The 23,673-nt window shown below is 50.0% G+C and carries 18 protein-coding genes and 1 other RNA gene; 11 read left to right on the forward strand and 8 right to left on the reverse strand.

Going from position 1 to position 23,673, the window contains the following annotated elements:
* Positions 1–21: 21 nt before the first annotated feature.
* The 3 genes from G535_RS0104115 to G535_RS0104125 form a co-directional block, all read right to left on the reverse strand.
* Positions 22–3,135 carry a TonB-dependent receptor gene (locus G535_RS0104115; RefSeq protein WP_126775204.1) on the reverse strand — a complete coding sequence of 1,038 codons (3,114 nt, stop codon included), beginning with the start codon at positions 3,133–3,135 and terminating at the stop codon, positions 22–24.
* Positions 3,136–3,238: 103 nt separating this feature from the next.
* On the reverse strand, positions 3,239–3,727 hold the full coding sequence (gene tadA / locus G535_RS0104120) for a tRNA adenosine(34) deaminase TadA (RefSeq protein ID WP_206750283.1): 489 nt from the start codon (positions 3,725–3,727) through the stop codon (positions 3,239–3,241).
* A 104-nt stretch (positions 3,728–3,831) separates the two neighbouring features.
* The gene (locus tag G535_RS0104125) at positions 3,832–7,077 is read right to left on the reverse strand and encodes a TonB-dependent receptor (RefSeq protein ID WP_026860911.1); all 3,246 of its coding nucleotides are present in this window, start codon (positions 7,075–7,077) and stop codon (positions 3,832–3,834) included.
* A gap of 218 nt (positions 7,078–7,295) precedes the next feature.
* On the opposite strand from G535_RS0104125, the gene G535_RS0104130 reads away from it, so the two are divergent.
* From G535_RS0104130 to nagB, 9 genes are all read left to right on the forward strand, one after another.
* Positions 7,296–8,492 carry an endonuclease/exonuclease/phosphatase family protein gene (locus G535_RS0104130; RefSeq protein ID WP_034727577.1) on the forward strand — a complete coding sequence of 399 codons (1,197 nt, stop codon included), beginning with the start codon at positions 7,296–7,298 and terminating at the stop codon, positions 8,490–8,492.
* Positions 8,493–8,577: 85 nt separating this feature from the next.
* On the forward strand, positions 8,578–9,264 hold the full coding sequence (phoB, locus tag G535_RS0104135; RefSeq protein WP_026860913.1) for a phosphate regulon transcriptional regulator PhoB: 687 nt from the start codon (positions 8,578–8,580) through the stop codon (positions 9,262–9,264).
* Between the two features lie 20 nt (positions 9,265–9,284).
* Positions 9,285–10,592, forward strand: a complete 1,308-nt coding sequence (phoR, locus tag G535_RS0104140; RefSeq protein WP_026860914.1) for a phosphate regulon sensor histidine kinase PhoR — start codon at positions 9,285–9,287, stop codon at positions 10,590–10,592.
* Between the two features lie 131 nt (positions 10,593–10,723).
* A complete protein-coding gene (locus G535_RS0104145; RefSeq protein ID WP_026860915.1) occupies positions 10,724–11,695 on the forward strand; it encodes a PstS family phosphate ABC transporter substrate-binding protein in 972 nt (323 codons plus the stop codon).
* Between the two features lie 149 nt (positions 11,696–11,844).
* Complete coding sequence (locus G535_RS0104150) at positions 11,845–14,085, forward strand: ABC transporter permease subunit (protein ID WP_051206942.1); 2,241 nt, start codon at positions 11,845–11,847, stop codon at positions 14,083–14,085.
* A gap of 14 nt (positions 14,086–14,099) precedes the next feature.
* The gene (pstA, locus tag G535_RS0104155) at positions 14,100–15,755 is read left to right on the forward strand and encodes a phosphate ABC transporter permease PstA (RefSeq protein WP_026860917.1); all 1,656 of its coding nucleotides are present in this window, start codon (positions 14,100–14,102) and stop codon (positions 15,753–15,755) included.
* A gap of 28 nt (positions 15,756–15,783) precedes the next feature.
* Positions 15,784–16,602 carry a phosphate ABC transporter ATP-binding protein PstB gene (gene pstB / locus G535_RS0104160; RefSeq protein ID WP_026860918.1) on the forward strand — a complete coding sequence of 273 codons (819 nt, stop codon included), beginning with the start codon at positions 15,784–15,786 and terminating at the stop codon, positions 16,600–16,602.
* 12 nt (positions 16,603–16,614) lie between these two features.
* Positions 16,615–17,337 carry a phosphate signaling complex protein PhoU gene (gene phoU / locus G535_RS0104165; protein WP_026860919.1) on the forward strand — a complete coding sequence of 241 codons (723 nt, stop codon included), beginning with the start codon at positions 16,615–16,617 and terminating at the stop codon, positions 17,335–17,337.
* 136 nt (positions 17,338–17,473) lie between these two features.
* Entirely contained in the window at positions 17,474–18,220 is a 747-nt protein-coding gene (gene nagB / locus G535_RS0104170; RefSeq protein ID WP_026860920.1) for a glucosamine-6-phosphate deaminase, read from the forward strand.
* Between the two features lie 46 nt (positions 18,221–18,266).
* Here nagB and serA read toward each other — a convergent pair whose 3' ends face one another.
* Genes serA through G535_RS0104185 form a run of 3 tightly spaced genes read right to left on the reverse strand, consistent with a single transcriptional unit; the run spans position 18,267 to position 20,854 of the window.
* Positions 18,267–19,508 carry a phosphoglycerate dehydrogenase gene (serA, locus tag G535_RS0104175; RefSeq protein WP_026860921.1) on the reverse strand — a complete coding sequence of 414 codons (1,242 nt, stop codon included), beginning with the start codon at positions 19,506–19,508 and terminating at the stop codon, positions 18,267–18,269.
* A gap of 5 nt (positions 19,509–19,513) precedes the next feature.
* Positions 19,514–20,188 carry a ribose-5-phosphate isomerase RpiA gene (rpiA, locus tag G535_RS0104180; protein WP_026860922.1) on the reverse strand — a complete coding sequence of 225 codons (675 nt, stop codon included), beginning with the start codon at positions 20,186–20,188 and terminating at the stop codon, positions 19,514–19,516.
* A 45-nt stretch (positions 20,189–20,233) separates the two neighbouring features.
* The gene (locus G535_RS0104185; RefSeq protein ID WP_034727581.1) at positions 20,234–20,854 is read right to left on the reverse strand and encodes a 5-formyltetrahydrofolate cyclo-ligase; all 621 of its coding nucleotides are present in this window, start codon (positions 20,852–20,854) and stop codon (positions 20,234–20,236) included.
* 15 nt (positions 20,855–20,869) lie between these two features.
* On the opposite strand from G535_RS0104185, the gene G535_RS0104190 reads away from it, so the two are divergent.
* Positions 20,870–22,432 carry an amidohydrolase family protein gene (locus G535_RS0104190; protein WP_126775205.1) on the forward strand — a complete coding sequence of 521 codons (1,563 nt, stop codon included), beginning with the start codon at positions 20,870–20,872 and terminating at the stop codon, positions 22,430–22,432.
* Here the strand turns inward: G535_RS0104190 and ssrS are convergent.
* A non-coding RNA gene (gene ssrS, locus G535_RS14025) (6S RNA) lies at positions 22,430–22,612 on the reverse strand. The genes G535_RS0104190 and ssrS overlap by 3 nt on opposite strands.
* Before the next feature lie 8 nt (positions 22,613–22,620).
* Entirely contained in the window at positions 22,621–22,938 is a 318-nt protein-coding gene (locus tag G535_RS0104195) for a cell division protein ZapA (protein WP_026860925.1), read from the reverse strand.
* A gap of 134 nt (positions 22,939–23,072) precedes the next feature.
* Between G535_RS0104195 and G535_RS0104200 the strand changes: the two genes are divergently transcribed.
* Positions 23,073–23,672 carry a UPF0149 family protein gene (locus G535_RS0104200; RefSeq protein ID WP_051206943.1) on the forward strand — a complete coding sequence of 200 codons (600 nt, stop codon included), beginning with the start codon at positions 23,073–23,075 and terminating at the stop codon, positions 23,670–23,672.
* Position 23,673 lies beyond the last annotated feature (1 nt).

Genomic DNA, 23,673 nt, shown 5'->3' on the forward strand with positions numbered 1-23,673 from the left:
TTTTGCGTTCTAAGATTTAACTTAGAAGTCGTACTGGAAGCCTAAACGGATGCTCCAAAGTGAAGGAGAACCGGCACGGCCTTGTACGCCATTGATACGTGGGCTGATGTCTTCGAATACCCACTGGTTCTGGTCGTTGATGCTAACTTCAGCAACGTTAACCGCACGTGGGAAGCTTGTTTCGTACAATACGCCCCAGTCGTCGTTTAACAAGTTAGTGAAGTTATCTACTACGAAGTAGATGCTTGATTTGTGACCGTCCATGAAACCTGGCAATTCTTGCTCAACTTTCAAGTCCATTTTGTGCCACCAATCGCTGTTGAACGCGTTACGCTCGGCGATACCGCCTGCATACTTGTCCAAACCTGCATCGCTCAAGAACTGCAAGAAGGTGTCGATTTCACCGCTAGTTAGGCTATCGCCCCAAACAACGTTGGCATCGTCAGCACCTGTTGGTACGTACAACAATGAACGACCACGGGTGATGTCACCCACATCAGCGTTCATGGTGAAGCTGTATGGACGGCCTTTGTTCGCAGATGCGAATACGCTGAAGGTAGTGTCATAACCACTTAAGAACTCAGCAGTGTAAGTACCACGGAACGTGAAGCGGTGCGGGATCTCGTAGTTAGAGGTCGCGATGCCTGGGTTCTCGCTGTCAGCAGTTGCCAAGTTGGTGTAGTTTGAGTACGCCACTGAGCTGGTCATTGGGTTCACGTCTTCTGCTTTGTTCCAAGCATAAGCAAGTGACCAATCGAAGCCCCAGTCGTGCTCTTTAGATACCGCGAAGCTGATGCTGGTTTGCTTACCAGAGTCACCATCTACGTTAGTCAGCATGAAGGCATCAGAACCGTTACGCTCGTACACTGGACGACCGTCAGGAGCTGTACCTACTTGTACCGCACGTAAGTCACGTACGATAGCAGCGTCTTGCTTACGTGTGTGCAAGAAGTCAGCCATGAATACGTAGTCGTTTTCAGTAACGTAGGTTGCGCCTAATGCGTATTTCCACTCGCTAGGAAGTTCGAAGTTCGGATCCAAAGCGTTCACTGGACCACGACCCGCTGCAGCAGCAACTTCGTCGATCATTTCAAGTGGGATGTCGAGGATTGGGCTACCAGAACCGTAGTCCATGTCATCAAACAAGTTCACATCAAAACGGTTTGACTCATACAAGGTTACACCGTTGTTTGAGTAGTTGTTTGACAACCAAACGTTCGGGTTACCGCCAGAGTATAGACCTACACCACCACGGATTTCTAACTGATCGTCAACGACCCAGTTCATACCAACACGCGGCTGCAATAAACCTTCGCCGTCAAGTGTCGCGGTGTTTTCGAAACCGTAAGTGTCCAAGAACGATTGGTTCAACGTAGGTTCGTCGCTGGTGGTGTACCAGTCGTAACGTAAGCCAACAGTCAAAGTAAGGTCTTTATCGATGAAGTAGTATTCATCCTGACCATATACAGTGTTCACTGCATACTTGAATTTCGCAGCGCCGTCTTCAGGGTTGTTGGTGCCCGCAGCGTTTTCATAGATGATGCGGTCAACAAAGCCATTTTCGAAGTCGTCGATTGAACCGAAACGGTGCTCACCTTGCGCTTCTTGGATGAACAAGTTGTACACGTCATAGCTTTCGTATTCATAACCGAAAGTGAAGGTGTGGTCGTTCAACAAGTAAGTACCTGACACTTTGTAGAAGTTCGTGTCGTACGCAAGTTTGTTCGCGTGACGTGAATCGTCAGCACCTAAATAGATGGTGTTACCGTTGTGACGGATTTGCACTTCACCGATGTCGTTGCCGCCCAATGGGTCAACACGGTTCTCAAGTTCTGAGTAACCCGCACGGATTTCGGTTGAGAAGTTGTACGTCCAGTCAGAGTACAACTGTGCTACGTATGAAGTGAACTCAGCACCACGCTCATAGAAGTGGTTTGAGAACTCTAACTCGTCGTCGTCGCCGTCAGACTGAGAGATTGAGTAGCCATCATTGTAGTTGTACGTGAATGACGCACGGTGATCTTGGTTGATGTACCAGTCAAGTTTCGCAAGAATCTTTTCATCTTCTACCGGCAAGCTTGCTGGGAAGTTACCTGGTTCGAAGCCGTAGACGTTACGCGCGATGTCTGCGATACGGTCAAGGTCAGCTTGCGTTACGCCAAGCACTGGCGTTGCAACGTTTGCATCTTCAGGACCACGGTCGAAAGTGTCTGAACCTTCAAGCTTCTCGTAAGCTACGAAAGCAAACAATTTGTCTTTGACTAATGCACCACCACCGTTGAAACCGTAACGCTTCTCGTTGAATGCGCCGATGTTCACGTCGTCACCTTCAAGCTTGTCGCCAGTCAATGAGTCGTTGGTGTAGTCAAAGAACACGCTACCGAATAATTCGTTTTCACCAGACTTGGTTACAGCGTTGATGTTACACGCGGTGAAACCACCGTACTGAACATCAAATGGTGCCAATTCAACAGCAACCTGCTCAATAGCGTCGTAAGAGAAAGGCATACGCTCAGTTGGGTAACCGCTTGAGTTCAAGCCGAAGTTATCGTTGGTACGCACACCATCAACAGTCAAGCTATTGAAACGTGGGTTAGCACCACCACACTGAATGTCACGTGCGTTTGTTTCGTTGATGTAGATACGTGGATCGATTTGAACAACGTCTTTGATGTCACGGTTCGCAGAAGGTTGGTTCTGTAAGTCGCTTAGGTTGAAGTTTGACGCTGGGCTGTTCGCACCAGAAGTCATGGTCAAACGACGACCCGCAACTTCAATACGCTCAACGCTCTGTTGAGAGACTTGAACGCTTAAGTTTTCAGTTTCACCTAGGGTAAGGTAAACATCCTTAACAACTTCGGTGTTACCGCGTGCGTCAGTTACGGTCAAAGTGTAAGGACCGCCTACTGCAAGACCACGCGCTGAGAACAAACCGTTAGCGTTTGCAGTCAGAGACGTAGAAGTACCGGTACGCTCGTCACGAAGCGTAACCTGAGCATTTGAGATGGCTTCACCTGCTTGAGAGGTGACGACACCGCGAATGCTTGAAGAAGTTTCTTGAGCAGTTGCGGTTGCAGATAGACCAATAGCGAGGGCTACTGCAGCTGCAATGCGGCTGGTTTTATGTTTCAACATGATGTTGCTTTCCTGGGTTGTGGTTAAACAAATTGTCATTATTGGGTGACAAATGCTAAGCGACTACTGTTACAGTTTGATGAAAAGAGTAGTCAAAATTTAATCAATTCACACGTTTTTCACGAAACTTTTTTAATTTTGCAAGTTCACGCTTTTTTCTGAAAAAGTTCTGCAAGATCGTTGCTGATTGCTCCTGAAGTACGCCACTTATTACCTCTACTTGATGGTTCATCGAGGGGTGGTTCAGTACTTGGATTGCGGTGCCTGTTGCACCGGTACGCGGATCAGGCGTTGCGAACACCACGGTTTTGATGCGCGCATGTACAATAAGCCCCGCACACATGGCGCAGGGCTCGAGAGAAACATAGAGTGTTGTGTCAACCAAACGATAGTTGGCGAGGTGTTGACCGGCAGCACGAATGGCTTGCGCTTCAGCGTGAGCTGAAGGGTCATTACGGCGGATCACTTCATTGAAGCCTTCACCGATGATCTGATGATCATGGACGATCACAGCTCCCACCGGCACTTCACCGAGGGATTCAGCTTGTTGTGCCAGTTCAATAGCCCGGCGCATGTAGCGTTCGTGGTCCATTAGCGATCTCTTAAGAAAGCATTTGGCGCGCATTCTAAAAAAAAGCCCCCGCAATTGCGAGGGCTTTTTGATCTTTTTTGAACTTTTTTTGACAACTGTCAGGATTAGAAGCGGTAGCGTACGCCGATCTTCGCCTGCCACGTTGAACGCTCAGGTTGGTAACGCGTTGGCGCACTATTAATTGCGTCAAAGCGGTCACCACTGTTGTACGGTGCACTGTAGATGTAACGACCTTCGTCGTCGAGGTCTACGGCAACGATTTCACGAACGTTATCGCCGTACGGTAACACGTGTTTCTGACCGGCATCTTTGTCGAAGATAGCAATCAAGTTACGTACGTTGATGTACAACTCACCTTTGTGGTCATTGAACAAACCTGGAATTTCTTGAGTGTATTTGAAATCAAGGTTCGTGGTCCAAGGCGCACGACGGGTGTTACGTGGTGCATAACCGCCTGCGTACTGGTCAAGACCTGCTTCAGCCAAGTAAACCGCCAACGTATCGTAATCTAAACCACCGCTGTACAACACGTTCGGATCGTCCGCACCTGTTGGAATGTATGGCAAGTAACGTGGTGTACTATCAAACTGGCTTTGGTCACCGAAGCCGTTGAAGCGATAGGTGTTATACGCATAGCCCCAAGGACGACCTGAGTAACGTTCCCAGAACAAGCCGAAGGTTGACTGGTAACCGCTGAACAATTCAGTGCGGTAAGTTAAGTCAGCCATCAGACGATGCTCAACCATGTACGATGCAGTACCGGCTTCAACATTGTTCGGGTCAATAGTTACAGGGTAACGGAAGTTTGATACCGCAGTACTTGAACTACCGGCAACCGCTTCTTCGATGTCTTGGTTGGTGTAGCTCATACGCAAGCTTAAACCGTTGTCCCAAGCTTTACCCAAAGTTGTGGTGAAGATTTTGCTGCTACCGCCGTCGCCGTTGGTCAACATCAAGTCATAACGCTCAACACCGTTGTCGTCACCGATACCCATAGGTGTGTGGTCATCAAGAGGATCGTCAACCACATAGATGATACGGCCGCCGTCAGCAGTCGTTACTACGTTACCTTCGCTATCAAGAAGTGGACGACGCGCCAAGTCAACCCACTGCACGTCATCTTTACGACGGCTGTAGATGTATTCTAGGCTGGCGAACCAGTCTTCACCCAACATTGGAATGTCGAAACGCTCGAAGTCGACCGCTAAGCTTGCACGCCAGTCTGTCGGCAATTCGAAGTCAGGGTCGATAGCGTTAACATAACCGTCCTGCGTCAAGGCGCCTTGAACGATATCAGGTACATTAGCTGGATCAACATCGTTTAGGTATGCTGATGATGGCAGGCTGCTGGTATTAAACTGCGAGAAAGCCATACCGCTGTTGGTGTATGAGTTTGAGACCCAAACATTTGGACGACCACCGCCGTAACGACCGAAGCCACCACGTAGTTTAGTATCGTCAGTTAACTGATATTTGAAGCCAAAGCGTGGCAAGATCAAATCTTTACCGTCTAGGTTCTCAGTGTTGGCAAAACCATAACGCTCGGCAAACAATGGGTTATAGGTTGGCTTATCTTTGGCAAAGATACGCTCATAGCGCACACCAAAAGTTAGCTCAAGATCCCACGTTGGTGCCCAAGTGTCTTGGATGTAGAAGGCTTGCTGACCTTGAGTAAAGTCGGCTGCTGCGTCATTCAAGTCACCGGTTAAGCTACCTGCGTAGTAGAAACGGTTCGCCTGCTTGTTCGCAAAGTTCTCAAGGCTCCAGAACTGCCAAGAACCTAAAGCGTTTTGGACGAACAAGTTGTAGATGTCTGTTGACGAGTACATGTAGCCGAAACCAAGTGCGTGATCACCTAACAGGTATTCACCGTTTGCTTGGAATTCAAAGGTACTGTTGTCACCGTAGTTGGCGTGACGTGAGTAGTCAGGGCCAAAGTTTACTTCGTTACGGTTGTTATCTACTTGAACGGTGATTTCACCGATGCTACGACCGTTTAATGGTTCCTGCAGGGCTTCAACTTCTTTGTACGACAATTTAATGTCGCTGGAGAAGTTGGCACTCCAGTTTGAATAGAGCTGCAACGCGTAAGCGTTCAATGTCTGTTCATTGTCGTACCAGTTTGATGACAATGAAATTGAACCATCGTTACCGTAGTGACCACGGATCGAGTTACCAGTGGTGTGCTGATAGGTAAAGGCTGCACGGTGTTCGTTGCTGATGTTCCAGTCCAACTTCACCAACAACTTCTCGTCGTTTTCTTCGGTTGAACGGTTCCAGTCACCCAGCTGCGCGTCAGTTAAACCGTAAACTTCTTTCGCGATGCGGATCACTTCGTCGATTTGTTCTTGTGTGACATTTGAGTCGTTTGACGCTGCAGAACCTTTAGGGCCACGGTATGGCGCATTGGTTTCGTCAGACTTCTCGTAGTTTACGTAGAAGAACAAAGTGTCTTCGATGATAGGACCACCGACACCAACACCGAAGGTTTTTTCTGAGTAATCGACTGCAGGTACGCCTGCTTCTTCGTCGTAGATTGAACGGCTAGGATCGCCGGCCAAGCTGTCGCTGGTGTACTGATAGAACAATGAGGTATCAAATTCGTTGGTACCTGATTTAGTTACCGCGTTCACTTTAGCGCCGGTAAAGTTGCTGTCTTTTGCGTTAAACGGCATGACATCAACATTCAACTGTGCAATCGCATCAATTGAAATTGGTGAACCTTGGGTTGGGTAACCGTTGCTGTTCAAACCGAAGTCATCGTTTTGCGCGATACCATCAACAGTAATTGAGTTGTATTTCGGGTTGTTACCCGCAACGACCAATTGGTCGCCGTCGCCAAGCTGAGTGGCAAGTGGGTTCAAACGCACGATTTCTTTCAAGTCACGGCCATAGGTTGGCAATGATTGGATTTGTTCTTCGCCAAACGAGCTGCTTGAACCGTTGTTCAATTGTGCATAGTTGATGGCTTGGCCAGTAACGCTGATGCGCTCGACGTTGCCTTGATCAAGCTGGGCGTTTAAGCGGAAGGTTTCACCTAACTTCAAGAAGACTTCTGAGTACTGCGCATCTTGATACACATCAGAATCTAAAGTGATACGGTATGGACCGCCGACACGCAAACCGCTGGCGATGAAGTTACCGTTTGCATCGGTCATAACTTGGGTGCGCGAACCTGAAGGAACGTGCTCAATCACTACTTTAGTGTTGGCAGCACCGTTACCTTGTGGACCGAGAATTTCGCCTCGCATAGATGCCGAGGTGTCTTGTGCTACTGCTGCTGTTGAGGCCAAGCCTAGAGCAACCGCGATAGCACTAGCTGTGCGCGAAAATCGCAGAGATGTACTCATCGTTCTAAATTTCCTGGGTTTATAGTGAATTCAAATCTTGAAAGGCAATACCGCTTGAAACTGAGCCTTATGAAAAAATGCTACGATTTTATAACACTTGTTTATGTCATAAATGTGACAGTATTTTAAACAAATTAGATACCAATTGCACCGATAATCTGGAACGAATACAGTAAAAAAGTGTCTGAGGCGTTTCGCCAAATTGGAGATGAAGTGTGATGAAGCCAGTCCTGTTCTCGGTTGTAGCTGTGTTAAGCGTGGTCCTAGGTGGGTGTGATATGCCGAAAGAAAAAAGTCCTGAACCGGTAACCTTACGCGTTGCCTCCTTTAATGTCAGTATGGACGCTTCGAATTACATCGCTGCGGAAAAATGGCAAAGCGAAGGTGCGCAAGCGCTTCCGAATGCCTTGGCGAACCAGCATCCTCAGATTAAGGCGATCGCTGAAATTATTCAGCACACCCGTCCAGATGTGTTGTTATTAAATGAGTTCGATTACCTTCCCGAAGCAGATGTGCTCACGCGGTTTCAAGACGACTATTTGGCTGTCAGTCAAAATGGTGAAGCGCCCATCGCTTATCCCTACGTGTATTGGGCGCCCGTGAATACCGGTCGAGCCAGCCCGTTTGACTTAAACCGTGATGGTAAAACCACCGGCGTGGGGGATGATGCCTGGGGCTATGGCAACTATCTTGGCCAGTATGGTATGGCGATCTTGTCGCGCTATCCGATTGATACACAAGCGACGCGAACCTTTCAGTTCTTCAAATGGAAAGATTTACCGGGGGCTTTACGGCCATTGGTGCCGGGTAGCCATGAAGGTTGGTACAGCTCGAATGCTTGGGCGGAGATGCCACTGAGTTCAAAGTCACACTGGGACGTGGTAATTGACGTGAAAGGAACGCCGCTACATATTTTGGCGAGCCATCCAACGCCTCCTGTGTTCGATGGTGAAGAGAACCGTAACGGCCGCCGTAATCATGATGAAATTCGCTTTTGGGTGGAGTATATCGCTGCGCGCAATAATGACTTTATTTACGATGACCAAGGCCGTCGTGGTGGTTTGGCCAAGGCGCAACGCTTTGTTATTGCTGGCGATTTGAATGCTTCTATTGAAAGTCCTGATAATGTGCCTGGAGCAATCGAACAGTTACTTGAGCATCAAGCCATTCAAGGCGACTTTATTCCAGAAAGTGCTGGCGGTGCAGCCCACTCGCCCGATAATCCGCTGGCAGCGCAGCATACTGCGGGCTGGCGTAAACGCGCAGATTACGTGTTGCCATCAAGTTATGGCCTGCGAATTATTGACGGTGGTGTCTTTTGGCCAGCAGAAGGCGAAGCCAAAGCGGAATTAGTGAGCGATCGCAAGCGCTCTTCCGACCACCGTTTAGTCTGGATTGACATCCAAATGCAGTAAATTTCACAAAAATGTCGTAGATTCATAAAAGTGTCACACAATGAAGCAATAATGACACCGCATGGAAACGACTAGGTGAAGTAGAATGTCACGAAAAATTTTGATTGTTGAAGACGAGGCGCCCATCCGCGAAATGTTGAGTTTTGTCATGGAGCAGCATGGCTATCAAGCGGTGGAAGCAAATGATTATCAAGTGGCCCTTGAGAAAATCGTTGAGCCTTTCCCTGATATGATTTTGTTGGACTGGATGTTGCCGGGAGGCTCGGGAATCCAGTTAGCGAAAAAGCTAAAAAGTGACGATTTTACCCGCAATATTCCGATCATCATGCTAACTGCGCGTGGTGAAGAAGAAGATAAAGTACGTGGTTTAGAAGTCGGTGCGGACGATTACATTACCAAACCCTTCTCACCAAAAGAATTGATGGCGCGCATGCGTGCGGTATTCCGCCGTGTCGCTCCAACGGCGTTGGACGAGCCATTAGAAATTGATGGTTTGAAGCTCGATCCGATTTCGCATCGGGTCTCGGCCTACAACGACCGTTTGGACATGGGGCCAACCGAATTTAAATTACTTCATTTCTTTATGACACACCCTGATCGCGTGTATAGTCGTGAGCAGTTACTCGACAACGTGTGGGGCACCAATGTCTATGTTGAAGACCGGACGGTGGACGTTCACATTCGTCGCTTACGCAAAGCGATTGAAATGCATGGCCATGACCGTATGGTACAGACCGTCCGTGGTGTCGGTTACCGCTTCTCAGCACGTTAATCAGCGACGGAGTCATCCTTATGGATAGGAAGTACTCCATCGTTTTCATTCTGCGCGGCTTTTTGTGGTACATCTTGCCATTAGCCGCGCTAGGATGGCTATTCGGTCACTTCTGGCAAATTCTAAGCCTCGGCCTGCTTGGTATCCTCGCTTGGCACTATTACTTCCAATACAAATTGGTGGACTGGCTATGGCATCGTCGTACGTTGCTGCCGCCAAGTGCGCCAGGTAGTTGGAGTTACATTTACGATGGCATTTATCGCACCCAGCGTCGCAGTCAACAGCGGCGGCGCGCGTTAGCACGTATCTTGCGTCGTTTTCGTGAAGCTTCTGAGGCGATCCCTGATGCAGCAATCGTGTTTCGCCATGACGGTGGTCTGATTTGGTGCAATAAGCTCGGGCAGTTTTATTTCGGTTTGAAATGGCCCGGCGATACCGGGATTCGTTTATCGAACTTGATTCGCCATCCAGAGTTTCTTAGTTATCTGCAAAAAGGTGATTTCAGCGAATCGATGTATTTGCCGTCACCCGTCCGCGAAGAAATTGAACTTGAAGTGCGCATCATGCCGTACAGCGATGATCAGTACCTACTGATGGCGCGCGACGTGACCCAAGTACGTCAGCTTGAGCAAATGCGTAAAGACTTCGTTGCCAACGTCTCGCACGAGCTGAAAACACCATTGACGGTGATGCAAGGCTATTTAGAAATGATGGCCGATGACGTTAGCGCAATGCCGCCGGCGTTGTTACAAAAAGCCGTGGCTGACATGAATGGGCAAAGCACGCGGATGCGCAATTTGGTCGATCAATTACTGTCATTGTCTCGTATTGATAGCGCCCGCGGTGATATTTTTGAGCGCGTGGTGGCTGTTCCGGAACTGTTAAAACGTCTACACCATGATGCTGAGCGTTTGAACGCCGACAAGCAGCACCAGTTAAACTTTGAGATTGCCGCTGAGTCGATGTATGGCCGCGAAGATGAGCTGCGTAGTGTGTTCTCAAACTTGATCACTAACGCGATTCACTACACGCCTGCCGGCGGTACCATTAAAGTGCGCTGGCATAAGGTGGGCGATCACATGGAGTTTAGTGTCGCCGATACTGGGCCGGGTATTCCTGCTGAACACATTCCGCGTTTGACCGAGCGGTTTTATCGTATTGATAAAGACCGCAACAGCAGCAAAGGTGGCTCAGGCCTTGGCCTCGCCATCGTGAAACAAGCGGTTGATCACCACCACTGTAAATTAAACATCGACTCGATCGTGGGTAAAGGCACGACCTTTACCGTTCGCGTCCCCGAAGAATTGATCGTTTCCCCAAAAGCCTAGGTGTGACAGATTTTTGGCAAAAAGATGACAGATTGTCGTCAAATGTCATTAAACTGTCACATTGACATTCTAAACTTCGCCATGTCATTTGAACAAAAGCTGAAACATCAGCATTGACACTTGGAGTCACTATGAACGTCAAATCAGTATTTCTCGCTTTAGGTTTAGCTGGTCTAGTTGCAACCTCTGCACACGCGCAGAAAGCGACAGACAACTTACCTGAATATGAAAAAGTCAGTGGATTATCTGGCAACTTATCGTCTGTAGGATCAGACACCTTAGCGAACATGATGACCTTCTGGGCAGAAGAGTTTAAACGCCTCTACCCGAACGTGAACATGCAAATTCAAGCTGCTGGCTCATCAACTGCGCCACCAGCGTTAACCGAAGGCACCTCAAACTTCGGGCCAATGAGCCGTGCGATGAAGTCGAAAGAAATTGAAGCTTTCGAAAAACGTCACGGTTACAAGCCCACACCTGTACGTGTCGCGATTGATGCCTTGGCAGTATTCGCACACAAAGATAACCCAATTCAGGGCATGACCATTGCTGAAGTTGATGCAGTCTTTAGTACCACACGTTTATGCGGTGCTACTGCAGAAGTACAGCGTTGGGGTGATTTAGGTTTACAAGGTAGCTGGGCAGGTCGCGACTTACAGTTGTATGGTCGTAACTCAGTTTCAGGCACCTACGGTTATTTTAAAGAAGTGGCGTTGTGTGACGGTGACTTCCGTGCCAACGTGAATGAGCAACCAGGTTCTGCATCAGTAGTACAGTCGGTTTCAACTTCATTAAACGCGATTGGTTACTCAGGTATCGGTTACCTTACTTCTGGTGTGAAAACCGTCCCATTAGCGGTCGAAGAAGGTGGTGAATACGTGGATGCAACCACTGAGAACGCGTTAGCAGGTAAGTACCCACTGTCACGTTTCCTCTACGTATACGTGAACAAGCACCCGAACAAGCCGCTTGACCCTGCAACAGCTGAGTTCTTACGCATGGTATTGTCGAAGACCGGTCAGCAAATTGTCGATAAAGACGGTTACATTCCGCTGCCACGCATGGTGGTAGAGCAAGAGCTAGAAAAGCTCGGTTTGAATTAAAACAAAAAGCCCGGCAGCCGCCGGGTTTTTTCTTTCAGCAACACCCCTTAAAATTTCAGTTTTATGACGGCCATGTAACAATACTGTCATAGTTGGTCTATATAATTCCCATTGTAAAACTTTAACTTGCACAACCACTCGAGGTTACGATGGCGGCAGTAAAACCCTCTATGGGGGCCAGCAATTACCGACTATTTAAAGACCGCGCCGCACGCTGGGGAGTCAGCTTTGGCGGCATTATGGTCTTGGTCGCGTTGTTGCTGATCTTCTTTTATTTGCTTTATGTAATTGAGCCGATTTTCCGTGGCGTAGAAGTCAATCACGTTCGCAGCTTTAAGAGTCCAAGCGAACAAGTGGTGGCAATGGGCATGGAAGAGCAGTCAGAAATTGGCTATCAGCTTACTGCCGACGGTGCGTTGGTTTACTTTGCTATGCAAGATAAGCCAGCGTCAGAGTGGCAGGCTGGACAAGAGCTTCTGCGCGCACAGCTTACTGAGCAAACGCCGACCGCGTTCACCAAAACGCAGCCACAGAACAATCGCTATGCGTTCGCCTTACCAGGTGGTTCGGTACAAATCGTGCAGCCGAAGTTTGCCTCGCGTTTTGTCGATGGCAAGCGTTACACCGAGCCACGTTTTGACGGCGTGAATGACGACGATATCTTGCAGGTTGATCCGCAGGGGCAGGACATTACCAAACTTGCCTACGAGTTTGATGGCGAGTCGAAATTATTCGCAATGCAAACCGTCGACGAACGCGTGTTGGTCAACTTCATTCAGGCCAAGCGCAACTTTTTAAGTGGTGCGGTTGAACTCAATTCTAAAGTCAGTGATTTGCCTATTGTGGGCGCGGTTGACGAATTACGCGTGACGCCTGATCTGCGCCAAGTGTTGGTACGTCAAGGCAACCGTTTCTGGGTGTTTGACGTAACGCGCAGTGGTGCGGTGCGTGAACGCCAGATGATTACCATCGACAGTCGTCAATACGGCAAAGTAACCAGTATGGCGTTACTTGCTGGCGCGAGTTCAGTGCTGTTTGGTCATGACAACGGTACTGTCAGTCAGTGGTTTGAAGTCGCTGGCAACGATGGTCGCCGGTACCAGTTTATCCGTGACTTCAAGGTTGCCGATAGTCCGGTTGAAGCCATTGTCGTGGAGTACTTCCGCCGGACGTTTTATACCATTGCGGGCAATGGTGAAATGGGAGTGTTCCATACCACTTCTGAAGCGGATTTGTATCGCGGCCACCCTGAAGCGCTGCAGGCTGAAAGCTTGGTGATTGACCCACGCGCCAATACCTTGTTAATGCAAACCGATAACGAATTGCATGTGTTCGACTTACACAATGAGCACCCAGAAGTTACGTGGAGTGGCTTGTGGCAGGAAGTGTGGTACGAAGGTTATCCAGAGCCTGATTATATTTGGCAGTCGACCTCGGGTTCAGATGACTTTGAGCCTAAGTTCAGCTTAGTGCCAATCTCGTTCGGTACTATCAAAGCGGCCGCATACGCCATGTTGTTTGCCGTACCTATCGGCTTGGCAGCAGCGATTTACACGGCGTACTTTATGTCGCCGGGCGTGCGTAAAGTGGTGAAACCGACCGTAGAAATTATGGAAGCCTTGCCAACGGTTATTTTGGGTTTCTTGGCGGGACTTTGGTTAGCGCCGGTAATTGAGCACTACTTGCCCGGCATTATTGCGGTGATTTTCCTCGTACCGCTGGCAATTATCCTGTTCGCCTTGATTGCTTCACGGTTACCGGCCAGCCTGCGTACGCGCTTTACTGATGGCCGTGCTGCACTGATTTTGGTGCCTGTCGTCGCTTTGGTCGGTTGGTTGTCGTTCCAGTTGTCGCCAGTGTTCGAGCAGTGGTTATTTGACGGCAACGTGCGTCAGTATTTGACCAACGAGCTTGGCATTACCTTTGACCAGCGCAACTCGCTTGTGGTGGGTATCGCGATGGGCTTTGCGGTTATCCCAACCATCTTCTCAATTGCCGAAGATGCGGTATTTAGTGTGCCGAAGCATTTATCGAACGGTTCTTTGGCGCTTGGCGCAACTACTTGGCAAACGCTGACCAAAGTGGTGTTGCTTACAGCGAGCCCAGGTATTTTCTCGGCCGTGATGATGGGGCTTGGTCGTGCCGTGGGTGAAACCATGATTGTCTTGATGGCGACCGGTAACACGCCAATCATGGACTGGAACATTTTCGAAGGTATGCGCACCTTGTCGGCCAACATTGCGGTCGAAATGCCAGAGTCAGAAGTGGGTAGTTCGCACTACCGCATCTTATTCTTGGCGGCGTTTGTACTGTTTGTTTTCACGTTCGCGTTTAACACTGTGGCTGAGCTTGTCCGCCAACGGTTACGCGACAAATATAGCTCGATGTAAGCGAGAGGATTTCCATGAAACAATGGTTTAACTCAGGAAAACCGTGGATTTGGCTCACCGCAGGTGCGGTCAGCGTTAGTCTCATTGCGGTCATCGGGCTGCTGATGTTAATTGGTGCACGCGGGTTATCGTTCTTCTGGCCAGCTGAAATTCACCAGATGGAAGTACGTGGCACCGATGGCACCGTTTCGACCGTGATTGGTGAAGTGTACGACACGGAAACCGTGCCGATGGAACGGTTGCGCGAGTCTGGTGTGCAGTTGGAGAATTACAACGAAGACACGCTCGAGCGTTGGTTGTTAAAAATCGGCAACCGTGAATACGTGCCTTTGGATTTCACGTGGGTGTTAGCTCCGCAGGTGATCAAAGACGAAACACCGGCTGATTTGGCGGTCTTGGAACGTTCAAAAGACGGTAACTTTTATGGTTACGTGGTGGACGTGCTCGAGAATGGCAATTCGGTGGTAAACGACGCTGATGTGCGTGACGTACTGCAACAACGTATTGACCGTGTGGTCGAGCTGAACGAGCAAGCGTCTGATCTGCAAGATTCAGAAATTGGTGCGATTAACTACGCGCTGAATAACTTGCGACTTGAGCGTCGTAGTTTAGAGTTGCAGGGGCAATTGACCAGCGAAGAAGAAGCGCGCATTAGCGCTGAAGAAGCGCAATTACGTGCCGATTATCAGGTGCTGGAGCAACAGCTGTTTGAACTGCGGGAACAAGCTAGCCGTGATGAAGTGGTGATGCGTGACATGCGTGGTGTCGAGCTGACCCTGCCGATGTATCGGATGTTGGCGGTGCACTTCCCGAATGACATGGGCTTCTTTGCCAAGTTAGGACATTTCTTTGTTCAAATTGGTAAGTTTGTCAGCGATGATCCGCGTGAAGCCAACACCGAAGGTGGGGTGTTCCCAGCGATTTTTGGTACCGTGTTCATGGTCTTGCTGATGTCAGTGATTGTGACGCCATTTGGTGTGATTGCGGCCATTTACTTACATGAATACGCGGGCAAAAATGCCATTACCCGCTTGATTCGTATCGCTGTGATCAACCTTGCCGGGGTACCCTCGATTGTGTACGGCGTGTTTGGTTTGGGCTTCTTTGTTTATATGGTCGGTGGCTCGCTGGATCAGTTGTTCTATCCGGAGGCCTTACCAAGCCCAACCTTTGGTACGCCAGGGGTGATGTGGGCAGCAATTACCTTGGCTATTTTGACCCTGCCGGTGGTGATTGTTTCGACCGAGGAAGGCTTGTCACGTATTCCAAGCACTTTGCGTGAAGGCAGTTTGGCGCTTGGCGCAACCAAGGCGGAAACCTTGTGGCGTATCATTATTCCGATGGCATCGCCAGCGATTATGACCGGCTTGATCTTAGCGGTCGCGCGTGCCGCCGGTGAGGTAGCGCCGCTGATGTTGGTGGGCGTGGTGAAGTCGGCACCGATGTTGCCAGTCGACGGTAACTTCCCGTACTTCCACTTGGATCGTAAATTTATGCACTTAGGCTTCCACATCTATGATGTTGGTTTCCAAAGTCCAAACGTAGAAGCTGCGCGTCCTTTGGTGTACGCCACTTCATTCTTGTTGGTGACCGTGATTGTCGGGTTAAACCTGACCGCCATTGGCGTTCGGAACCATCTACGTGAAAAATATCGCTCACTTGAGCATTAATTAACAGGCAGAGGCGAAAGGTCTTACTATGATTTCGGTAACTCCGACAAACCAACAGACAGAAAGTCTTGATTTGGACAACTTAACCGCGGCACAAACCGCGTTGGAAATTCGCAACCTGAATCTGCATTATGGCGATGCTCAAGCGCTGCATAACATTTCCATGGCGATTCCGAAGAACCGTGTGACGGCCTTCATCGGCCCGTCAGGTTGTGGTAAATCAACGCTCTTGCGTTGCATCAACCGCATGAATGATTTGGTTGAGATTTGTAAGGTCAGCGGTGAAATTCTGCTGCATGAAAAAAACATCTACGACAAAGATGTCGATGCCGCTGAATTGCGCCGTCGTGTCGGTATGGTGTTCCAGCGCCCGAACCCGTTCCCTAAGTCTATTTATGAGAACGTGGTCTATGGCATGCGTCTGCAAGGCGTCAACGATCGCCGTACCCTTGATGAAGTGGTCGAACGGTCATTGAAAGGTGCAGCACTTTGGGACGAAGTGAAAGATCGTTTGAATGCCAGTGCTTTTGGTCTTTCTGGCGGTCAGCAACAGCGTTTGGTGATTGCCCGTGCGATTGCGATTGAGCCTGAAGTATTGCTCTTGGACGAGCCAACCTCGGCGTTGGACCCAATCTCAACTTTGACCATTGAAGAGTTGATCACCGAGTTGAAAGAGCAGTATACGGTCGTCATTGTTACGCATAACATGCAACAAGCGGCGCGGGTTTCTGACCAAACGGCGTTTATGTATATGGGTAAGTTGATTGAGTACGCCGATACCAATACCTTATTCACCACACCAACGCAGAAGCAGACGGAAGATTACATCACCGGTCGTTACGGTTAATAGGAGAGGGGTATGGATAAGTTAAATATGAGCCGGCACATCTCCGGCAAGTTTAATGACGAGCTTGATGCAGTGCGTACCCAGGTGATGACCATGGGCGGCTTAGTTGAACAGCAACTGCGTGACTCGTTGTTGGCGATTGAGACCTCTGACCATGAACTGGCGGAGCAAATTCTGCAGCGTGATTATAAAATCAACGCCTTAGAAGTGCAGATAGATGAAGCTTGTGTGCAGATCATCGCCAAGCGCCAACCGGCGGCGAGCGACTTACGTTTGGTGATTGCGATTTTTAAAACCATCGCTGATCTCGAACGTATTGGTGACGAAGCTGAGCGCATCGCACGTGTTGCTTTGGAGAGCTTCAACAATGATCATCAGCAATTCTTGGTGAGCTTGGAAAATCTTGGTCAGCACGTGCTGAGCATGTTGCACGGTGTGCTTGATGCCTTCGCGCGGATGGACTTGGACAGCGCTTATGATGTGCACCAAATGGATGCGCAAGCGGACCGTCAGTACGAAGCCTTAACGCGTCAATTGATGACCTACATGATGGAAGACCCGCGTGGCATTCCAAAGGTGATGAATGTACTTTGGTCGGCGCGTTCGCTGGAGCGGATTGGTGACCGTTGTCAGAACATTGCTGAGTACATTATCTTCTTCGTGAAAGGTAAAGACGTACGTCACGTATCACCGGAGTCGATGGCGCGCGCGGTCGGCAAAAAAGAGCAAGATTAATCTCATGCTTGAGACGAGGGCGGCTGGCGACAATGGCCGACCCTCGTCGTCATTTTATCGCTTTCCATTGAGCCTTTCTCTGCGGTGTGTTTATACTGACGCCTCTTCAGATTGATGTTTTTGGAAAGGATGCCCAATGTTCCTTGTTGTTCCCACCCCACAAGCTGTTGCGGATTTGGTCAGCACACTTGTCTATCAACACATCAAAGCAAAACCTGCAGCGGTGCTCGGGCTCGCGACAGGCGGCACGATGGAGCCTATTTACGCGGCCTTGGTGGCAAAGCTGCAACAACAGCCGCTGCCATTGGAGAAGCTAACGACCTTTAATTTAGATGAGTACGTGGGCTTAAGCGCAGCACATCCGCAGAGTTACCATTACTTTATGCAGCAACATTTGTTTGCGCCGCTTGGGCTTGCACCGTCGCAAGTGCATTTGCCCGATGGTAATTGTCGCAACAGTGCGGAAGAATGCCAGGCGTATTCTGAGCAAATTGCCGCAGCGGGCGGTTTAGATCTGCAGTTGTTGGGGATTGGGAGCAATGGCCATATCGGTTTTAACGAGCCGGGCACCCCCTTCGATTGCAACACCCACGAGATTGAACTGACGGCACAAACACGGCAGGACAACTTACGTTTTTTTGCCGATGCGGCAGAGGTTCCGACCCACGCCATTACCATGGGGATCTGCGAGATCATGGCAGCGCGCGAAGTGATCTTAGTGGCCACAGGACAGCGCAAAGCTGACATCATCGCGCAACTCTATGCCAGTGGGGTGGATGAGCAATTACCGGCGTCGGTGTTGAAGCAACACCGTAATTTGAAAGTGATTATTGATGAGGACGCTGCGGCATTACTGCCAACGCATTTGCAACAGGCGGGCTAGTAAGGCGATTGGCGAGTCGATGGCAAACCACCGACTCGCGAACAGCTTAGTACAAGACACGTGCCCGTACGGTGCCATCGATAGCACGCAACGTCGCTAATAAATCATCAGCAATGCTGCTGCCTTTTGGCGTTTGAATGTCGATAACCACGTAACCGATATCCGCATCAGTTTGTAGGTACTGACCTGAAACGTTGATGTCTTGTTCGGCCAAAATTTGGTTGATTTTGGTCAAAATACCCGGCTTGTTGTGGTGAATGTGCAACAAGCGGCGTGCACCACCATGCGCGGGAAGTGATACTTCAGGGAAGTTCACTGCCGACAAGGTTGAGCCGTTATCTGAGTAGTGCGCCAGTTTACCAGCTACTTCCACCCCAATGTTCTCTTGGGCTTCCTGAGTTGAACCGCCCACATGTGGCGTTAACAAGCAGTTGTCGAATTCGCGCAGTGGCGAAATGAATTCGTCGTTGTTACTGCTCGGCTCGACCGGGAAAACGTCGATAGCAGCACCGGCGAGATGACCTGAACGCAGACCTTCAGCAAGCGCATCAATGTCGACCACGGTACCGCGTGAAGCGTTGATCAGTAACGCGCCAGGCTTCATTGCGGCAATTTGCTCAGGGCCGATCATCCACTGGGTTTGTGCTGTTTCTGGTACGTGTAACGTCACCACATCGGCTTGTGCCAAAAGCTGATCGAGGCTGCCAACGGCGTGGGCGTTGCCAAGCGGAAGCTTGGTTTCGATGTCATAAAAACGCACTTGCATACCGAGTTGCTCGGCCAAGATACTGAGCTGGCTACCAATATGGCCATAGCCGATAATGCCAAGCACTTTGCCACGGGCCTCATACGAGCCTGCTGCCGATTTATCCCAAGCCCCACGATGCGCAGCGGCGTTACGCTCAGGTACGCGGCGCAATAACATAATGATTTCAGCTAAGACCAGCTCGGCCACACTACGGGTGTTCGAGAACGGCGCGTTGAAGACGACGACACCGTGCTGACGTGCAGCTTTCAGATCGACTTGGTTGGTACCGATACAGAAACAACCGACGCCAATCAGTTTTTCCGCGGCGGCAAAGACTTTCTCAGTAAGGTGCGTACGCGAGCGAATGCCTAAAAAGTGCACATCTTTGATGCGCTCGCACAGCTCGTCTTCGTCCAATGAGGTTTTGACGTACTCGATAGAGTGGTAGCCCTGTTGTTTCAACACTTCTACTGCGCTGTCGTGTACTCCTTCGAGTAATAAGATTTTAATGCGTTCTTTCGCCAAAGATACTTGTGTCATGTCACTCACTTAATTGTTTGAATACCATTCTCATCAGCAACAATGGCGATGTTGGCGCCGCGTTGAGCGAAGAGACCGTTGGTTACCACACCAACAATTGAGTTCAGTTGTTGTTCAAGATGGATCGGATCGAGGATATCAAAGTTATGCACGTCGATGATCCAGTTGCCATTATCGGTGACAACACCTTCACGCCATACCGGGTCACCGCCAAGTTTGACGATCTCACGGCCAACGTAGGAACGTGCCATGGGCACCACTTCCACTGGAATTGGAAAGCTGCCAAGCCGACCCACTTGCTTGCTACTGTCGACAATACAGATAAAAGTATCAGCGACTGCGGCGATGATCTTTTCGCGTGTAAGCGCGCCACCGCCACCTTTAACCATGCGCAAATGCTCGTCAATTTCATCGGCACCATCAACGTAAATCGGAACTTCACTGACGGCATTCAGGTCCAGCACAGGAATGCCATGCTGTTTTAAACGCGCGGTGGAGGCTTCAGAACTTGAAACCGCAGCATCGATATCGTCTTTGATTTCGGCCAGTAAGTCGATGAAGTAATTGACGGTCGAACCTGTGCCAATGCCAATTACCGCTTGCTTGGGTAATTGTTCTTTGACAAGGTCAAAAGCTGCTTGTGCAGCACGTTGTTTGAGCTGTTCTTGGGAGGTAGCCATGCCTGCTTCCTGAGTGAGTGGGCTATGGCGTTTTAGTATACAAGTTTAGCGCCTAAAGTCCCACACTTTTGCAGGGCAAATTACCCTTGGTAACGGCACGTCCCAACTGGCGGTCGGCAACTGTTCGACAAATTGTTCGTCCAGCGCTAAACCAATCGGTTGCAAATTCGGGAAATGACCCGCGCGCCAACCGGCCAAGGTACGGTCATAGAAACCACCCCCCATGCCCATGCGGTTGCCTTGCGCGTCAAACCCGACCAAAGGTACCAACAGAATGTCGACCTGTTGCAAGGGCACCACATCTTGGCAGCGCAGCGCTGGCTCTGGAATGTTGTAGTCGTTGCGATGCCATTGGGTGTTGTCATCGGTATGCAGTAACAGCAAATGGCGCGGCACAATGGGGTGTAGTACCGGTAGTGCCAATTGATGACCGGCCGCCTGCAAGGTGGCGTTGATACGTTGGGTCGGTAGCTCTGCACGGACACTGTAGTAGCTGCCAATGCGACAAGGCTGCTGGAGCTCTGGCAGCGCGAGGAGCTGGCGTTCAACCGCATGTTCTGCAGCAAGGCGCTCGGCGCTGGTGAGTTGGCCACGTCTGGTGAGCAACTGTTTGCGCAATTGCTGTCGTTCGGAGTCGCTGCTATTCTGAGTGAAATTCTTTTTCATAGAGTGAGTTATAGCATGATGAAACGGTTCCTGACTACGCTTGTTTCAGCCTCAGCACTAGTGGCAACCAGCTTCGTGGCAGCCGCACCACCCAAAGCTCCAGCGCGCGGTGAGCAAGGTGAAGGGCCGTATCAGCGCTTGATCTTACGCGGGGTGAATTTGATTAATGGCGAAGGGGCGCCCATGCAAGGGCCGGTCGATATTGTTATCGAAAATGACCGGATCAAGAACGTGGTGAGTGTTGGGCATCCGGGCGTGCCCATTTTGCCAGAACGTCGCCCTAAGGCTGGCCCCAATGACAAAGAAATGGATCTGACGGGTCACTACGTATTGCCCGGGTTGGTGGAAATGCACGGTCATATTGGTGGTTCGGCCGAGGGCATTCCGGCCGAATACGTGTTGAAACTATGGTTGGCGCACGGCATCACTACAGTGCGTGAACCGGGCAGTTTTAACGGCCTTGAGTGGACTAAGTGGCATCAACAGCAAGCAGCTGAGAACAGCATTGTCGCGCCCCGTATTATTCCCTATGTCGGGTATGGTATGGGGGCCGAAGAGCCGATCTTTAAACCTGAGCAAGCCCGTGACTGGGTGCGTGGTATTAAGCGCCAAGGCGCAAGCGGCATTAAGTTTTTTGGTGCGCGCCCTGAGATCATTGCGGCGGCGTTAGATGAAGCGCAAAAGCAAGGGCTCGGTACCATGATGCACCACGCCCAGTTAAATGTGGTGCGTACCAATGTGGTCGACTCGGCGCGGCTCGGGTTGGATAGTATGGAGCATTGGTATGGTTTACCTGAGGCCTTGTTCACCGAGCAAGTGATTCAAGATTACCCGGTCGATTATAACTACAACAATGAACAAGATCGCTTTGCCGCAGCGGGGCGCTTGTGGGCGCAAGCTGCGGAGCCGGGCAGTGAGCGTTGGAATGCGGTGCGTGATGAATTGATTGCGCTCGACTTTACCATCAACCCAACCTTAACCATTTATGAAGCCAGTCGCGATTTAATGCGCGAGCGTCAAGCGATTTGGCATGATGAGTATACGTTGCCGCAGTTGTGGGACTTCTTTGAGCCAAGCCGCTATGCCCATGGTTCGTACTGGTTCGATTGGACCACCGAAGAAGAAGTTGCGTGGCGCAAGAACTACCAGAAGTGGATGCAGTTCTTGAATGATTTTCATGATCACGGCGGCCGTATTACCACAGGCTCGGATGCTGGCTACATTTACAAAATCTATGGTTTTGGTTTTGTGCGTGAGTTGGAATTGTTACGTGAAGCTGGCTTGAACCCATTAGAAGTGGTGCAAGCGGCGACCCTAAATGGCGCCGAAGCTCTGGGTCTTGAACACGACATTGGCAGTATTGTGCCGGGCAAAAAAGCGGATTTAGTGGTGGTGGCTGAAAACCCTTTAGCCAACTTTAAAGTGCTGTACGGCACAGGTCACTTCAAACTTGACGACAACAACCAGCCGATGCGTACCAAAGGCGTTCGCTACACCATCAAAGATGGCATTGTTTATGACGCACAAGAGTTGTTAAGCGATGTGCGCCAGATTGTGGCTGACGCGAAGAAAGGGTGATCACCCAAGGTGCCGCTGCGTGCTTTGGCCCTTGAACCCACTGGTTCAAGGCGGGGCGCAATCTAGCGGCCGTAGGCTTCTCGATACGGGTCGAGCTTGCTCAATAGCCGTTCGGTGAGCCCCTGGACTGATGACATCGGCTCAGGGACATTAGCGTGCTGGCGCACACCCCAGGTGATCCTAACTGGTTACGATTTGTTGTGACGACCCGGACGCTGGTCACTGGTGACTTGCTCAAGGGTCTCTTGCAGCAATTTAATTTTTTCCTCGAGTTCACGAATGCGCTGCTGTTGTTCGTGCTCAAGACGCGCGCCTTCATGACATAAGTTCAATGCTGCCATGACCGCGATTTGTTCTGGGTGGCTAAGGCGCGTGGCCTGCCGAATCTGTCCTAGTTTATGATTCAGCTTGTCCGCCGCTTGCTGCAAAGCTATTTCTTGTCCCTCGGGACAATTCACTTTGTAGTAACGGTCCATCAACTTGATGTCCATGGTGCGTTGACTCATGTCGGAGATTCCTTGCTGATTAATTAACGACGTCGGGCGCTATTATGACATGCCTTGTGGGGCGTTGTCAGCTAGCCTGAAAGGTTTGACAGTGGTAGGATGCTTAGCAACGTAAAGTAATGGAAAAGTGACGCATGTCAGATAAGAAAATTGAATCATCACAGGATCAAACCAGTTCCCAACGCTATGACCGCCTCACTGAGCTGTTTGAGCGTAGCGGTTTGTTGTCCAATGCCGCTGAAATTCATGGCTTGTTGACCGGCATGGTCGCAGGCGGGGCGAGCATTGAAGGCGAACAATGGTTATTGCTACTTAGTGATTTGATTAACGATGGGCAGTCGTTGCCGCCAGCAGTGCGCGAAACGATTAAAGAATTGGCCGCAGAAAGCTGCGCCAGCCTGCATGACCCAGATCTTGGCTTCCAACTCGAACTACCCAGTGATCACGCGCCATTGCAAGAGCGGTTGCAGGCACTGACAGCATGGGTACAGTCATTCTTGGTGGGGTTTGGGGTGAATCAGACCAACCTCGCGGGCCTGTCAGAAGACTTGCGTGAAGCCATTGATGACATGGTTGAAATTGCCAAATTAGATCTCGAAGTCGACGACGACGAAGAAGCTGAGCGCGCTTATTTTGAGATTGTGGAGTACTTGCGTATTTCCGCAATGTTGTGCTTTAACGAGCTGGGCAAAAACGCCAATACGGAATGCAAGACCAATAAAACTTTACACTAAT

The organism is Pseudidiomarina sediminum DSM 21906 (assembly GCF_000423165.1).
GTDB lineage: Bacteria > Pseudomonadota > Gammaproteobacteria > Enterobacterales > Alteromonadaceae > Pseudidiomarina > Pseudidiomarina sediminum.